A 14,924-nucleotide genomic window follows, 5' to 3' on the forward strand; every position below is an offset into this window, starting at 1 on the left:
GGGGCGCCCGTGTCCGACGCACCGGGCAGTGAACGAGTGATCGCGGGCCGCTACCGACTCCTGTCCCCGCTGGGCGAGGGCGGCATGGGGACGGTGTGGCGCGCCCGTGACGAGGTGCTGCACCGCGAGGTCGCCGTGAAGGAGGTGCGCGCTCCGCACGGGCTGCCCGCCGCCGAGGAGCAACGCATGTACGCCAGGCTGGAGCGCGAGGCGTGGGCGGCGGCACGCGTGGCCAACCGCAATGTCGTGACGGTGTACGACGTGGCCACCCAGGACGGCCGGCCGTGGATCGTGATGGAACTGGTCCGCGGTATCTCGCTGGCCGAACTCCTGGACGCCGAGGGCCCGTTGGCGCCGCAGCGGGCCGCGTACATCGGCGCCGAGGTGCTGGCGGCGCTGCGGGCCGCGCACGAGGCGGGGGTGCTGCACCGGGATGTGAAACCGGCCAACGTCCTGCTGTCGAACGACGGTCGGGTGGTGCTCACGGACTTCGGCATCGCCATGGTGGAGGGCAGTTCGGCGCTGACGATGACGGGCGAGGTGATCGGCTCGCCCGAGTTCCTCGCCCCCGAGCGGGCGCTGGGCCGTACGCCCGGCCCCGAGTCCGACCTGTGGTCGCTGGGCGTGCTGCTGTACGCGTCCGTCGAGGGCAACTCCCCCTTCCGTCAGGACACCCCGCTCAGCACCCTGCGGGCGATCGTCGACGAGGAGCTGCCCCCGCCGCGCCGCGCCGGTGCGCTCGCCCCCGTCATCGAGGGGCTGCTGCGCAAGGAGCCGGGCGAGCGGCTGCCGGCCGAGCGGGCGGAGCAGGATCTGCGGCTCGTCGGCGCTGGCGGCACGCTGCGCGCCGACACGCTCCGGGCGGGGCCCTACGCGCCGACGGTCGCCGCGCACCCGCAGCCGCCGACCCCGCCGCCCACCCGGGTGGGCCCCACCGCGCCGACCCGCCCGGTCCCCGGCCCCGACCACCACGAGCGCAGCCACCGCGCCTCCGTGGTCATCGTCGCGGGCCTGGCCGCGCTCGCCCTGGCGCTGGCCGGTCTGACGTACGCGCTGCTGAACCAGGGGGACGAGGGTGGCAAGGGGGGCGGCTCGGGCGCCACCACGAGCCAGGCGCAGACGTCGGCGGCGCCGAGCGAGACGGACGACGACAACGCCACCGGCGGGGGCGAGAGCCCGACGCCGACCCCGAGCGAGAGCCGTACGACGAACCCGCCGCCGCAGTCCGTGCAGGTCTCCGTGACGGGGTCGAACACGGAGTACGAGGGGGCCTGTCCGCCGCCCGAAGGGGAGGCGCCGCTGTTCACGGCCACGTTCACGGTGGGGCGGCTGCCGGCGGAGGTCAGCTATCGCTGGGTGTCGAAGGGCGAGGACGTGATGGATCCGGAGTGGCGCACACTGTCGTTCCCCGAGGGCGGCACCCGGACCAAGCAGGACCAGGCCTTTGTGACCACGTACAACGAGAGCGGGACCTTCGAGGACGAGATCACCGTCGAGGTCCGCGATCCGGTGGAGACCGAGTCCAACTCGGTGGCGTTCTCGGTCACTTGTGTGACGGAGACCCCGACGGACGGGGCCTCCCCCAGTTCATGACCGGTCAGGCGGCGCTGTTCAGGACGGGCAGATAGCCGCCGGACTGGCCGGCCGCGGTCGGGTGGTACGACTCGCCGATGTTGAACCAGTTGACGCTGTGCAGCCAGGAGCTGCCGGAGCAGATCTCGTGGCCGGTGAAGGTGGTGCGCACGTCGCCGAAGGTGAAGGCGTGCGCGGCGGCGCGGGTGGCGACGGCGGCGTCGAGGTAGTCGGCCGCGTCGTTGATGGCCTTCCGCTTGGTCTCGGAGAGGCCGAGGCAGGTGGTGCCGAGCTTGTAGAAGCGCGGGTAGCCGATCACGACGACCCGGGCGGACGGGGCCTTGGTGCGGATCGCCGAGTAGACGCCGTCGAGCTTGCCGGGCAGCGTCGTGTCGACGTAGGCCTTGGCGGTGTTGATACGGGAGATGCAGGCGCTGTCGGACTGCAGGACGCAGGTGGTCATGACGTCGGCGAAGCCGGCGTCGTTGCCGCCGACGCTGATGGAGACCAGGGCGGTGGCGGAGTTGAGCGGGCCCATCTGGCCGGCCAGAACATCATCCGTTCGGGCGCCCGAGCAGGCCGTGAAGGCGAACGACGAGGGTGAGTTGGCGGCCGCCCAGAGGTAGGGGTGGGCCTTGGTGCTGCGTTTGCAGTCGCCGCTGGAGCTGATGTAGCTGCCGGCGCCGACCCCGGAGGCATAGGAGTCGCCGAGGGCCACATAGGGGCCGGTGGCGGCCTGTGCGGAGCCGGAGCCGGCGAGGACGACGCCGACGGCGAGGAGGAGCGAGCTGACGTAAGCGGCAATTCGGGAACGTCTCATGGAACCTCCCTTTAGCAGGATCTCTGCCACAACCGTCGTAGCAACTACGCGTGTTGACGGGAAGTGTTCATGCCAAGACTTTCCGGTCGTTTCCGGGATCCTTCCTGTGCGTTCACCATGAGTTCGATTACGTGCTCATGACAGATTCATTGACAGCTCGTCAACTGCCTTGTTCTACCCCTGTAGATCGCCCACGCTTTACTCCGGCCCGGAGCGGAACGCGACGCTCCCGGCTGTGTGCGCGATGACGCGCGCACCCCCCACAGACGCGGGCCACACCCCGGCCGCGCGCCGCCTATGAGGAGGACTCCCTCGTAATGGCACAACTGCGTAGCAAGAAGCTCCGGTTCGCCGCGATAACCAGCCTGGCGACCGCCGCCCTCGTCGGAGGGCTCACCGCACTTCCCGCCGAGGCCGCCCCGGCCGAGGGCACGGTCCTGGCCGCCGGCTCCCCCACGGCGATCAAGGACAGCTACATCGTCACCCTCAAGAAGGACGCCGGCCTCAAGGCGTCCTCGACCGCCGGCAAGAACCTCGTCAAGGAGTACGGCGGCACGGTCAAGAAGACCTACGGCAAGGCGCTGAACGGCTACTCGGCCACCCTCTCCGCCACCGAGGCCAGGAGACTCGCCGCCGACCCGGCGGTCGCCTCCGTCGAGCAGAACCAGCGCGTCCAGCTCACCGACACCACGCAGTCCAGCGCCCCCTGGGGCCTCGACCGCGTCGACCAGACCTCCCTGCCGCTCTCCGGCACCTACACCTACCCGGACAGCGCGGGCAGCGGCGTGACGGTCTACGTCATCGACACCGGCGTGCGCATCACCCACTCGCAGATCAGCGGCCGTGCGAGCTACGGCTACGACGCGGTCGACGGCGACACCACCGCCTCCGACGGCAACGGCCACGGCACCCATGTGGCCACCACGGTCGCGGGCACCACCTACGGCGTCGCCAAGAAGGCGAACATCGTCGCGGTGCGCGTGCTGAACAACAGCGGCTCCGGCACCACGGCCGGCGTGATCGCGGGCATCGACTGGGTGACGGCCAACCACTCCGGACCCTCGGTCGCCAACATGTCGCTGGGCGGCGGCGTCTCCACCTCCCTGGACACGGCGGTCGCCAACTCCATCGCCAGCGGCGTGACCTACGCGGTCGCGGCGGGCAACAGCAGCGCCAACGCCTCCTCGTACTCCCCGGCCCGGGTCGCCTCGGCGATCACGGTCGGCGCCACCACCAGCACCGACGCCAAGGCCAGCTACTCCAACTACGGCTCGGTCCTGGACATCTTCGCCCCCGGCTCCTCCATCACGGCGGGCTGGTACACCAGCGACACCGCGACGAACACCATCTCCGGTACGTCGATGGCGACCCCGCACGTCGCGGGCGCGGCCGCGGTCTACCTGGCGAACCACACCTCGTCCACCCCGGCCCAGGTCGCCTCGGCCCTGACCAGCGGCGCGACCACCGGCAAGGTCACCAGCGCGGGCACCGGTTCGCCGAACCGGCTACTGAAGATCGTGCCGTGACGCCTCGGCGACCGGCCTGAACGACCGTTCCCCGGAGGCGTCCGCCGCCTCCGGGGAACACCCTTGTGGCCGTCCTCGGCATCTTGACGGCCGCCACGGGCCTGCGCGACATTGAAGCCCGGCATCCGGCGCTTCGGGGGGCAAAGTCGCCAATGCAGACCTTAAGGCTCAAGACATCTTCAACGGACGGCGCCGAGCGCGCGCGACCAGGACCGGGGAGGGACCTGTCGGCGCTGCTCGCGGGCGCCGCGACGGCCGTGGCGGGCCTGGGCGCGATCCTCGCGCTGGCGGGCTCCGACTCACCGCTGCGCGGCCCGTTCACGCTGTTCTTCCTGCTCGCGGCTCCGGCCGCGGCCATCGCCGCCGCGCTGCGCGGCCTCGAACCCTTCGGCCGGCTCCTCGCCTCCGTGGCGGGCGCGGTCGTCGTCAACATGCTGGTGGCCCAGGGAATGCTGGCCGTGCACCGGTGGTCGGCCACCGGCGGCATCGTGGCGGTGACCGCGCTCAGCTCCCTGATGCTCCTGCTCGTTCTGGTACGGCGCAGGCGCGGCCGTACGGACAGAAGGCGGACCGACTGACGTGGACATCAGCGTGCACCGTCCCGGCGAGCTGACCGCAGCCGACCGGACGGCCTGGACGGCTATGCAGTCCAAGGCCCATCTGCACGGCTCGCCCGAACTGGCGAACCCTTTCCTGTCCCCTGAGTTCGCGCTCGCCGTCGGCCGCTGCCGGCGCGGGGTGCGGATCGCGGTCGTACGGGAGGACGGCGAGCCCGCCGCGTTCTTCCCGTACCAGAGAACGGCGGCCGGCGTGGGCCGCGCCATCGGCCTCGGGGTCTCCGACGCCCAGGGCCTGGTGCACCGGCCCGGGTTCACCTGGGACGCGCGTGAGCTGCTGCGCGCCTGCGGACTCGCGGTCTGGGAGTTCGACCATCTCGTCGAGGGCCAGTCGCCCTTCGCCGAGCGGGCCACCGGGACCTTCCCGTCCCCGGTCATGGACATCGACCAGGGGTACGAGGCCTATCTCGCCCAGCTCCGCGCCGGATCACCGAAGTTCACCCGGACCACACTGGCCAAGGAACGCAAGCTCGGCCGGGACCACGAGGGTGTGCGCTATGTGCACGACGAGCGCGACCCGGCCGCCCTGCGCGCCCTGATGGACTGGAAGTCGGCGCAGTACCGCCGTACCGGGCGCAGCGACCGCTTCGCCCAGGAGTGGATCACCCGGCTCGTGCAGCAGCTGTTCCACACCCGCTCCGAGTCGTTCGCCGGGATCCTGTCGGTGCTGTACGCGGACGGCAAGCCGGTCGCGGCCCACTTCGGGCTGCGCTCCGAGCGGGTGCTGGCCTGCTGGTTCCCGGCGTACGACCCGGCGTTCTCGAAGTACTCCCCGGGGCTGGTGCTGCATCTGCGCATGGCCGAGGCGGCCGCCGCCGACGGCATCGCGTATCTGGATCTCGGCCGGGGGCAGAAGGAGTACAAGGACTCCCTGAAGACACGCGAACTCAGCGTCTCCGAAGGGTGGGTGACACGTCGTCACCCCGTGGCGGTCGGGCACCGGGCGCGCCGTGCGCCGGTCCGGGCGCTGCGCAACACCGTGCAGACCCGGCCGGAACTGTTCGAGCCGGCCGACCGGCTGCTCAAGCGGATGGGACGACTGCGCTCAGGGGGTCGGTAACGGGCCAAAACAGATAAAAACGTGAGACCAGGTTCCAGGTCTTGCCATACGGGCTCAATCATCAATACCGTCGTACATCTCACCCGCATCGGACTGTCACCAAGCGGCTCCAGGGGAGGGCTCAGGACCGCGACGGTCCCGGCGCGGGGCGCGGTAGGGGGGTGCTCGGTGACCGCAACACTGACCGAGTCGTGCCGCGCGACCGGCTGCCGTGACCCGGAGGCCGGCCAGACTTGCCAGCTCACCATGCGCACACGGAGGTTCATGGAGGTGTCCTTCCGCGTTCCATGAGTGAGAACCCCCCTTTCGAACCGGACACGAAGCCGGGCCGCCCAGGGGCGGGCGGTCCACCGGACGAGAGGGACCAGACTCATGAGCTCAGTTCTGCGCCCGGCGACCACGGGCGACGCACATCGCACTGCCGGGTCGTACAAGCCCGTCTCCTCGTATCTCGCCATTACGCCGCCGGTGAGCGTGGTGATCCCGGCCATGAACGAGGCCGAGAACCTTCCGTACGTCTTCAAGACGCTTCCGGACTGGATACACGAAGTGGTCCTGGTGGACGGCAACTCCACGGACGACACCGTCGAAGTGGCCCGCGAGCTGTGGCCGGAGGTCAAGGTCGTCGAGCAGCACGGCCGGGGCAAGGGGGATGCCCTGATCACCGGGTTCGAGGCGTGCACCGGCGACATCATCGTCATGGTCGACGCGGACGGCTCCGCCGACGGGCACGAGATCGTCAGTTATGTCTCGGCGCTGGTCTCGGGCGCGGACTTCGCCAAGGGATCCCGCTTCGCCAACGGCGGCGGCACCGACGACATGACCTTCATCCGCAAGCTCGGCAACTGGGCGCTGTGCACCATCGTCAACCACAAGTTCGGCGCCCGCTACACCGATCTCTGCTACGGCTACAACGCGTTCTGGCGGCACTGCCTGGACAAGATCGACCTCGACTGCACCGGCTTCGAGGTGGAGACCCTGATGAACATACGGGTGGTCAAGGCGGGGCTGAAGGTACAGGAGATACCCAGCCACGAGTACCTCCGTATCCACGGCACCAGCAATCTGCGCGCCGTGCGGGACGGGTTCCGGGTACTCAACGTGATCCTCAAGGAGCGCTCCAACCGGCGGGACCTGCGCCGCCGCGCCGAGCGGTCCCCGATGCTCGACTCGGTGCGGGGAGAGATGTCTTGAGCGGTCCCGACATCTCCGTCGTGATCTGCGTCTACACCGAGGACCGCTGGGAGGACATCCTCGCGGCGGTCGCCTCGGTGCGGGCGCAGTCCCGCCCGGCCCTGGAGACCCTGCTGGTCGTCGACCACAACGAGGCTCTCCTTGAGCGCCTGGCCAAGGAGTACAAGGAGGCCGCGGATGTGCGGGTGCTCGCCAACGCGGGCCCCCGCGGGCTGTCCGCCGGCCGCAACACGGGCATCGCCGCCTCCTACGGCGAGGTGATCGCCTTCCTCGACGACGACGCCGTGGCCGAGCGGGAGTGGCTGCGGCACTTCGCCGCGGGGTACGCCGATCCGCGCGTGATGGCGGTCGGCGGGCGCACCGAGCCGATCTGGGCCTCGGGCCGCCGCCCGCTGTGGTTCCCGGAGGAGTTCGACTGGGTGGTGGGCTGCACCTACCGCGGCCTGCCGCGCGGGCTCGTCCGGGTGCGCAACGTCCTGGGCGGAAACGCTTCCTTCCGGCGTACGGCGTTCGACGCGGCGGGCGGCTTCGCCACCGGCATCGGCCGCGACGGCGACCGGCTGCCGCTGGGCTGCGAGGAGACGGAGCTGTGCATCCGCCTCACCCGGGCCAGACCCGACGCGATCCTCCTGATCGACGACCGCGCGGTGATCCACCACCGGGTGCCCGAGGCGCGCGAGCACTTCGGGTACTTCCGTACGCGCGCCTACGCCGAGGGTCTGTCCAAGGCGCTGGTGGCCCGAAGTGTCGGCGCCGACAAGGGACTTGAGTCCGAGCGCCGGTACACGACCCGGGTGCTGCCGGCCGGGGTGGCGCGCGGGCTGCGGGACGCCGTACTGGCCCGGCCGGGCGGTGCGGGACGGGCGGGCGCGATCGTCGCCGGGGTGCTCACCGCGGCCGGCGGGTATGTGGTCGGGAGTGTGCGGGCACGCAGGGGCGGGGCCACCTACTCGGTGGCGGCGATCGAGGGGGGCGCGAATGACTGAGACGGGCGTGCCGAGAAGTGGGGCCGGCACGGCTGACGAGCGCGTGCCGATCCTCATGTACCACGCGGTGTCGTCCGCGCCGAACGACGCCACCCGCGCGCTGTCCGTGACACCCGAGGCGTTCACCGAGCAGATGGCGCTGATCGCGGACCTGGGCCTGAACCCCGTCGGCACGGCCGAGTTGGCCGCCCGCTGGCGCTCGGGCCGCCCGCTGCCCGAGCGGCCCGTCCTCATCACCTTCGACGACGGATACGAGGGCGTGCACCGGCACGCGCTGCCCGTGCTCGCCAAGCACGGCTTCGCCGCCACCCTCTTCGTCTCCACCGGCTGGCTGCGCGGCCCGCACGACACCGGCAACGCCCTGGACACCATGCTGGACTGGGACCAGGTGCGCGAACTGGCCGCCGCGGACGTGGAGATCGGCGGCCACAGCCACACCCATCCGCAGCTCGACCAGCTCCCGGACGACGATCTGCGCCGCGAGCTGATCTGGTGCAAGGAGATCGTCTCCGACCAACTCGGCATCGTCCCCGCCTCGTTCGCCTACCCGTACGGCTACTCCAGCCGCCGGGTGCGCGAGGCGGTGCGCGAGACCGGGTACGCCCAGGCGCTCGCCGTCGGCAACGGCCTCGCCCGCCGCCGGCAGGGGCCGTACGCCCTGCGCCGGGTCACCGTGCGGCGCAGCACCGGCATGGAGGAGTTCCAGCGGCTGGTCGAGGGCCGCGCGATCACCCGTACGTTCGCCCGGGACCTCGCCCTCACCAAGGGCTACGCCATGGTCCGCAGAGCCCGACAGGTCCGCCGGAAGGCCATCCGTTCCCGTGTCTGACACGACGACCACGACCGAGACCGCGCAGCCCGCCGCCCGGGCACCCGAGCAGCCGGGGCGCGGCAGCCAGCTGTTCCGCAACGCCTACGCACTGATGATCAACACCGGTATCTCCGCGGTGCTCGGTCTCGGTTTCTGGCTCGTCGCGGCCCGCTACTACACCGAGTCGGCGGTCGGCCAGGGCTCCGCCGCGATCGCCGCGATGAAGTTCCTCGCGGGCCTGACCGCGGTGACCCTGACCGGCGCGCTGGCCCGCTTCATCCCCGTGGCGGGCCGGGCCACCGGCCGGCTGATCTTCCGTACGTACGCGGGCAGCAGCGTCGTGGTGGCGCTGGCCGCGGGCGGCTTCCTGCTCACCCTGGACGGGTGGGGGCCGTCGTACCGCTTCCTCGACGGTCCGCTGCCCGCGCTCGGCTTCGTGGGCGCCGTCGTCGCCTGGAATGTGCTCACCCTCCAGGACGGGGTGCTGACCGGGCTGCGCAGCGCGCTGTGGGTGCCGGTGGGCAACACCGCGTTCTCGGCGGTGAAGCTGGGCCTGCTGATCGCGATCGCGGCGGCCGTGCCGACGACCGGCGTGTTCGTGTCGTGGGTCGCGGCCATCGCGATCTCGGTGCTGCCGCTGGGCTGGCTGGTGTTCCGGCGGCTGGTGCCTCGGCATGTGAAGTCGACCGCGGAGCACACGAAACCGCCGTCGGTGAAGGAGATCGGGAAGTTCCTCGCGGGCGACTACACCGGCTCGCTGTTCTCGCTCGCCGTGGTCTATCTGATCCCGGTGATCGTGGCCGCGCAGGTCAGCTCCGAGGACAACGCGTACTTCTACATCACCGCCACCATCGGCGGCACGGTCAACCTGCTCGCCATCAACATGGGCGCCTCCCTGACCGTCGAGGGCTCGCACGACCCGGGGCGGCTCGCCGCCAACACCCGGGCCGCGCTCAGGCGCATGGCGCGGATCATGCTGCCGGTCTCGGCGATCCTGTTCTTCGGGGCGCCGTGGATCCTCGGGGTGTTCGGCTCGGGCTACGCGGACGCGGCCACCCCGCTGCTGCGCTGGTTCGCGGTCGGTGCGGTGCTGCGGGTCGTGATGGAGACGTACTTCGCGGTGCTGCGCGCGCAGAGCCGTACCGCCGGACTCGCCTGGCTCCAGGGCCTGTTGTGCGCCCTGGTGCTCGGGCTGACGCTGCTGCTGCTCCCCCGGATGGGGCTGACCGGCGCCGGCGTCGCCGAGATCTGCTCGCTGGCGGTGATCGTCGCCATCGCCGCGCCGAAGCTGTACCGGACGGTGCTGGCCGCACCGGACCTGCCCGAGGACGCGGCACCCGACGGTGACCTCGCCGACCTCGGTGCCCGCGAGGCGCCCGAGGCGGCACGCCGGCGCGGTCCCGCCTGGGCGCTGGACACCGACACGCTCACGCTCGGCGTCCACGTCGACTTCGACCACCTGGAGCGCCGCCCCGACGTCCGGCCAGGCCCCGGCACCCCGCCCACGGGCCTGCCCGTGGTGCGCCCCGAGCACCGGCCGACCTGGGCGGTGGGCCTGCCCGTGGAGAAGGTTGAGCCGGAGGTGGACGCGCCGTTCGAGGCCGCGGAGAAGGCAGTCGTACCGGAGCTGCCGGAGCAGCAGCCGGCCGTACGCGAGGAACCGCCCGTCCCCTCCTCGCCCGAGCCGCTGCACCCCACCCGGCTCGGTCTCGTCCTCGGCTGTCTGCTGATCGCCGCGCTGCTGCTGTACTGGGTGCCCGCGCTCCGGCTCGGCGAGGCCGATCTGGACGAGATGGGCGGGCTCGGGCTGATCTCGGTGCTGCCGATGCCGACCCTCGTCGGCGCCGGGCTGCTGGTCACGGTGTTCGCCTCGCTGCTCTGGCTGGGCCGCGAGCACCGGACGCTGCTGCTGGTCACCCTGCTGGCGACGGTCGTCTCGCTGCACTCCCTGCCCGCGCTGATCGAGACCGAGCCACGGTTCGCGACGGCCTGGCAGCATCTGGGCTTCCTGGACTACATCGACCGCACCGGGTCCGCCGTACCGGACCTGGACGCGCGCTGGAGCTGGCCCGGGTTCTTCGCGGTGGCCGCGTTCGTGGCGCAGGCCTGCGGGGTCTCGGACCTCACCGAGGTCATCCGCTGGTGGCCGCTGACCATGCAACTGCTGTACCTGGTCCCGATGTTCCTGCTGACCCGCTCGATGCGGGCGAGCTGGCGCGCGCGGTGGACCGGCATCTGGATCTTCGTGCTCAGCGCCTGGGTCGGCCAGGACTACTTCTCGCCGCAGGGCTTCACCTATCTGCTGTATCTGGTGTTCGCGGCGATCCTGCTGGTCTGGTTCCGGGCGCCGCGGGTGATCTGGACGAAGGTGCGGCCGGGCGAGCTGGAGGTGGAACCGGCGAACCGGCGGCAGCGGGCCGTACTGCTGCTGGTCGTCATAGGGCTGTTCGCGGCGAGCGTCCCGGCCCACCAGCTCACCCCGTTCGTGATGCTGGGCGTGCTGACGGTGCTGGTGCTCGTCGGCCGCAGCGAACTGCGCGGCCTGCCCCTGCTGTTCGGGGTGCTGGTGGCGGTCTGGGTCGGCTTCATGGCCGAGCCCTACTGGTCCGGCCACTTCGACGAGCTGTTCGGCGGGGTCGGCGGCGTCGGCTCCAATGTGTCCTCGTCCGTCTCCGGCCGTATCGAGGGCGGCAGTTCGACCCACAAACTGGTGCTGTACACGCGGGTGCTGCTGGCCGGCAGCGTGATGGCGCTCGCCTGCTACGGCTGGTGGCGCCGCCGCGACCACAAGTACCGCGAGCGCTCCCTGGTCGTCCTCACCTTCGTCCCCTTCCTCGGCTTCGGCATGCAGAGCTACGGCGGCGAAATGGCGCTGCGCGTCTTCATGTTCGCCCTGCCCGGCGCGGCCCTGCTCGCCGGACTCGCCCTGTTCCCGCGCACCGGCGTCACCGCCGAGGAGCGGGACAAGGACCGGGTGAGCCTTGCCCCGATGGCCGCGTTCATGGCGGGCCTGGTCCTCATGGGCGGCTTCCTGGTGGCGCGCTGGGGCAACGAGCCGTTCGAGCGGATCCGGCCCGGCGAGGTCGCGGCCATGGAGTACGTCTACGCCCACGACGACCCGAGCGTGCGGCTGCTGTGGCTGAGCAACGACACGGTCAACGTCGTGACGCCGTCGATGCCGTGGGGCGCGCGGGACATGGAAAAGGTCGAGTACCTGCCGACGCTCGCGCCGGCCGACCCGGTGCTGGTGTCGGGTCTGGTGAAGGCGCTGAAGGACGCGGGTCCGAACTCGTATCTGATGATCAACCGCAGTCAGGTCACCTATCTGCGGATGGATGTCGGCTACGCGGAGAGCTGGGAGCCGCGGCTCATCCAGAACCTGGACCGGCGGCAGGAGCTGAAGAAGGTCTTCGTCAACGAGGACGTGACCATGTACGCGCTGCGCAAGCAGCCGGCGGGCGAGGTCCCGAAGGCCGATCCGGGTCCGATCGGGCCGAAGGTGACCTGGACGCCGTGGTCGGTGGTCGGGGCGCTGGCGGCACTGGCCCTGATCGTGCTGCTGACGACGCGCGAGGTGGTCCGGGTCGCGGTACGGCCGAGCGTGCGGCAACTGCGCTGGCTGCAGAGCAGCTTCTGGTTCTCGCTGCCGCTGCTGGCGGTGCTGTTCGCGGCGCTGGTGCAGCGGTTCCTGACGATGAAGTGAGGCGCGTCAGGTGGCTCGGCGTTCGAGCCACCTGACCTCGTAGGCCTGGAGCTTGACCGTCCTGCCGTCGACCTTGGTGCTGATCTGCCGGTCGCGGATGTTGACCACCAGGGCGGTCTTGTCCGTGGCGAGGACGCGGACGTCGGCGGACGAGGTCACCGGCTGCTGGGCGGTCCCCGGCGGGAACGTGGCGTTGAACCGGCTGACCAGGTCGAACATGGGCAGGTTCCGGCCGCCGTTCGCACCGCTGGTGGGCGTCCAGAGGCAGCCGGGGCAGTCGGTGCCCTTCTCGTTCTCCGGGTTCCAGTAGAAGGCCGAGGTGGCGCCGCCCTTGGCCAGGGCGATCATTCCGGCGGCCTGGACGGCGACCCGACGGCTCTCGGACCAGCCCTCGCGCTCGTCGTTGCCGTCGGCGGGCTCGACGTAGTACTCGGCCCACCACAGCGGCAGGTCGTCGCCGGTCTCCCGGCGCACCCACTCCCCCACGGCGGTGAACTTGTCGGTGGCCGCGAACTCGTCCGGCAGCAGCTCGTCGTCCCGGGTGTAGCTGGAACCGTCCACGACGACGAAGTCCGCGCCCGCCTTGTGCTCGTTCCAGTAGGCGAAGGCGTCCAGGACCCGCTGGTCCATCGCGCCCCAACTGCCCTTCAGATCCGGGGAGGCGTGCTCCTCGCGCGGGTCGAGGCTGTCCATCACCAGATAGGGCCCGCCGACCATGATGTCCGGGTCGACCTTCTTCAGGGCCCGGTAGACGAGGTTGTACAGCCGGGTGTAGCCCTCGTAGTCCCAGCGGGCCTCGGCGTCGTTCCAGAAGCCCTTGAACTCGTTCCAGACGATGAAGTGCCGTACGTCCGGATAGCGTTTGGCGACGGTCGCGGCGAGCGCGGCGTAGTCGTCGAAGTGCTCGGGCTCCGGCGCGGTCTCCAGCGCGGCCTGGCTCCAGTTGGTGTGGTCGACGCCGGGCTCGCAGCCCTTCATCCAGTCCGGGGCGCAGCACAGCGTGACGACGGGCGTGCTGCCGGAGGCACGGGCGAAGTCGATACGGCGGTCCATGGCGCCGAAGTCGTAACGCCCCTCGACCGGCTCGGGGTTGTCCGCGCCCCAGCCCATGATGTGCTGGATCTGCGGCAGCCCGCCGGCGTCCGCGATCCGTTTCTCGACGCGCGCCACCGCGGCGTCGTCGCCCTCGTCGGCGCTGAACTGGGTGTGGGTGAACCCCCAGCCCACCTCCGGCCCGGACGCGGCCGGTGTGGCGGCCGGGGTGCCGTGCACCTTGTCGCCGTCGGGCGAAGTGCCCGCGGTGTCGTCGCCGTTGCCGGGCAGCGTGGTCAGCAGGGTCACGACCAGGGCCAACGCGACCGCACCCACGCCGAGCAGCGCGGTGAGCCGCCACCGCCGTGCCCCCGAATTCCACCCATGACGTCCCATCGAGGGCAACGGTAACGGGGAAACGGGCACGGGGAACAGACGGGAGAAATCCCATGCACGAAGTGCTTCCGTGACGGATCATGGCCGCATGTCTGCGAACCCACACGACGCTCTGCCGATCCGGCTCAACGTCGACGACAGCGACTCCCCGTCCGACGTCGTCGACGCGCTGTTCCTCGGCCGCTTCGCGACGGGCGAGCAGCCGTACTCGCACGCGGCGAACATCGACCGCGTGCGGTCCGGCGCGACCCTGCTGCCGTCGGGCGCCCGGGTGCTGCGCATCGCGCGGGACGACGACCGCAGCGCGACCCTCGCGGAGGGCGACGGCTGGACCCTGCTGGTCTCCCGCTGGAACCGCGGCGCCGATGTCACCGTGACCGCGACCAGCGCCGACCTGGCCAAGAAGGTCCTCGACCAGGCCACGGACGGTGCCGCGGACGAGCCCGAGCCGCAGCCGGAGAACGTGACCATGGGCTTCTGGTACGTCTCCCCCAGGCGCGGCCCGCACCGCACCACCCGCCAGATCTCGGCGGGCACCTGGGAGGAGGTGCGGCCCAACTACACCGCCCCCGTGGCGGACGCGATGGACGGCCTGATGAAGACGACCCCCGAGGACATCGCGGGCCGTCTGCTGCTCCTGCACGGCCCGCCGGGCACCGGGAAGACGTCCGCGCTGCGCACCCTGGCCCGCTCCTGGCGGGACTGGTGCCAGGTGGACTGCGTGCTGGACCCCGAGCGGCTCTTCAGTGACGTCGGCTATCTCATGGACATCGCGATCGGCGAGGAGGACGGCACGGGCAAGGGCCGCTGGCGGCTGCTGCTCCTGGAGGACTGCGACGAACTGATCCGCGGCGAGGCCAAGCACACGGCGGGGCAGGCGCTGTCCCGGCTGCTGAACCTCACCGACGGCCTGCTGGGCCAGGGCCGCAACGTCCTGGTGGGGGTCACCACCAACGAGGACCTGGAGCGGCTGCACCCGGCCGTGGTCCGCCCGGGCCGCTGTCTGGCCCGGATCGAGGTCGGCGCGCTGACCCGCGCCGAGGCGGTGAACTGGCTGGGCACCGAGGAGGGCGTCGGCCGCGAGGGGGCGACCCTGGCGGAGCTGTACGCACTCCAGCGCGGCACCTCCCCGACGGCGCTGCCGGAGCCGCGGGGCGGGGCGGAGGCGGGGCTGTACCTGTAGTGCACTCCTGTCAGCACACTGACG

General features: G+C 71.3%; 11 protein-coding genes. 9 read left to right on the forward strand and 2 right to left on the reverse strand.

Annotated elements, in window-relative coordinates:
* Positions 1 to 9 precede the first annotated feature (9 nt).
* The gene (locus tag AB0Q90_RS26180; protein WP_363164301.1) at positions 10 to 1,593 is read left to right on the forward strand and encodes a serine/threonine-protein kinase; all 1,584 of its coding nucleotides are present in this window, start codon (positions 10 to 12) and stop codon (positions 1,591 to 1,593) included.
* A 4-nt stretch (positions 1,594 to 1,597) separates the two neighbouring features.
* Here the strand turns inward: AB0Q90_RS26180 and AB0Q90_RS26185 are convergent, their stop codons facing one another.
* Positions 1,598 to 2,392 carry an SGNH/GDSL hydrolase family protein gene (locus AB0Q90_RS26185; RefSeq protein WP_363164302.1) on the reverse strand — a complete coding sequence of 265 codons (795 nt, stop codon included), beginning with the start codon at positions 2,390 to 2,392 and terminating at the stop codon, positions 1,598 to 1,600.
* Between the two features lie 317 nt (positions 2,393 to 2,709).
* On the opposite strand from AB0Q90_RS26185, the gene AB0Q90_RS26190 reads away from it, so the two are divergent.
* From AB0Q90_RS26190 to AB0Q90_RS26220, 7 genes are all read left to right on the forward strand, one after another.
* Positions 2,710 to 3,918: a S8 family peptidase gene (locus AB0Q90_RS26190; RefSeq protein WP_363164303.1), complete on the forward strand. Its 1,209-nt coding sequence runs from the start codon at positions 2,710 to 2,712 to the stop codon at positions 3,916 to 3,918.
* A gap of 152 nt (positions 3,919 to 4,070) precedes the next feature.
* Positions 4,071 to 4,496 carry a hypothetical protein gene (locus AB0Q90_RS26195; RefSeq protein ID WP_363164304.1) on the forward strand — a complete coding sequence of 142 codons (426 nt, stop codon included), beginning with the start codon at positions 4,071 to 4,073 and terminating at the stop codon, positions 4,494 to 4,496.
* 1 nt (position 4,497) lies between these two features.
* Complete coding sequence (locus tag AB0Q90_RS26200; protein ID WP_363164305.1) at positions 4,498 to 5,595, forward strand: GNAT family N-acetyltransferase; 1,098 nt, start codon at positions 4,498 to 4,500, stop codon at positions 5,593 to 5,595.
* 372 nt (positions 5,596 to 5,967) lie between these two features.
* Positions 5,968 to 6,789 (forward strand): glycosyltransferase family 2 protein, encoded by an 822-nt coding sequence (locus tag AB0Q90_RS26205; RefSeq protein ID WP_363164306.1) that lies wholly within the window; start codon positions 5,968 to 5,970, stop codon positions 6,787 to 6,789.
* Complete coding sequence (locus AB0Q90_RS26210; protein ID WP_363164307.1) at positions 6,786 to 7,775, forward strand: glycosyltransferase family 2 protein; 990 nt, start codon at positions 6,786 to 6,788, stop codon at positions 7,773 to 7,775. Before AB0Q90_RS26205 ends, AB0Q90_RS26210 begins: the two co-directional genes overlap by 4 nt.
* Positions 7,768 to 8,604: a polysaccharide deacetylase family protein gene (locus tag AB0Q90_RS26215; protein ID WP_363164308.1), complete on the forward strand. Its 837-nt coding sequence runs from the start codon at positions 7,768 to 7,770 to the stop codon at positions 8,602 to 8,604. The genes AB0Q90_RS26210 and AB0Q90_RS26215 overlap by 8 nt, the downstream gene beginning before the upstream one ends.
* Positions 8,597 to 12,289 (forward strand): lipopolysaccharide biosynthesis protein, encoded by a 3,693-nt coding sequence (locus AB0Q90_RS26220; RefSeq protein WP_363164309.1) that lies wholly within the window; start codon positions 8,597 to 8,599, stop codon positions 12,287 to 12,289. The genes AB0Q90_RS26215 and AB0Q90_RS26220 overlap by 8 nt, the downstream gene beginning before the upstream one ends.
* A gap of 6 nt (positions 12,290 to 12,295) precedes the next feature.
* Here the strand turns inward: AB0Q90_RS26220 and AB0Q90_RS26225 are convergent, their stop codons facing one another.
* Entirely contained in the window at positions 12,296 to 13,717 is a 1,422-nt protein-coding gene (locus AB0Q90_RS26225) for a xylan 1,4-beta-xylosidase (RefSeq protein WP_363164310.1), read from the reverse strand.
* A gap of 70 nt (positions 13,718 to 13,787) precedes the next feature.
* On the opposite strand from AB0Q90_RS26225, the gene AB0Q90_RS26230 reads away from it, so the two are divergent.
* Complete coding sequence (locus AB0Q90_RS26230) at positions 13,788 to 14,900, forward strand: DUF5925 domain-containing protein (RefSeq protein WP_363164311.1); 1,113 nt, start codon at positions 13,788 to 13,790, stop codon at positions 14,898 to 14,900.
* Positions 14,901 to 14,924 lie beyond the last annotated feature (24 nt).

The organism is Streptomyces sp. NPDC079141 (genome assembly GCF_040686775.1).
In the GTDB taxonomy this organism is placed as follows: Bacteria; Actinomycetota; Actinomycetes; order Streptomycetales; family Streptomycetaceae; genus Streptomyces.

What these genes read in the sequence shown, in the direction of transcription:
- AB0Q90_RS26185 (WP_363164302.1), bottom strand. Translation starts at nt 2,392, where the DNA reads ATGAGACGTTCCCGAATTGCCGCTTACGTCAGCTCGCTCCTCCTCGCC.
- AB0Q90_RS26190 (WP_363164303.1), top strand. Translation starts at nt 2,710, where the DNA reads ATGGCACAACTGCGTAGCAAGAAGCTCCGGTTCGCCGCGATAACCAGC.
- AB0Q90_RS26195 (WP_363164304.1), top strand. Translation starts at nt 4,071, where the DNA reads ATGCAGACCTTAAGGCTCAAGACATCTTCAACGGACGGCGCCGAGCGC.
- AB0Q90_RS26205 (WP_363164306.1), top strand. Translation starts at nt 5,968, where the DNA reads ATGAGCTCAGTTCTGCGCCCGGCGACCACGGGCGACGCACATCGCACT.
- AB0Q90_RS26215 (WP_363164308.1), top strand. Translation starts at nt 7,768, where the DNA reads ATGACTGAGACGGGCGTGCCGAGAAGTGGGGCCGGCACGGCTGACGAG.
- AB0Q90_RS26225 (WP_363164310.1), bottom strand. Translation starts at nt 13,717, where the DNA reads ATGGGACGTCATGGGTGGAATTCGGGGGCACGGCGGTGGCGGCTCACC.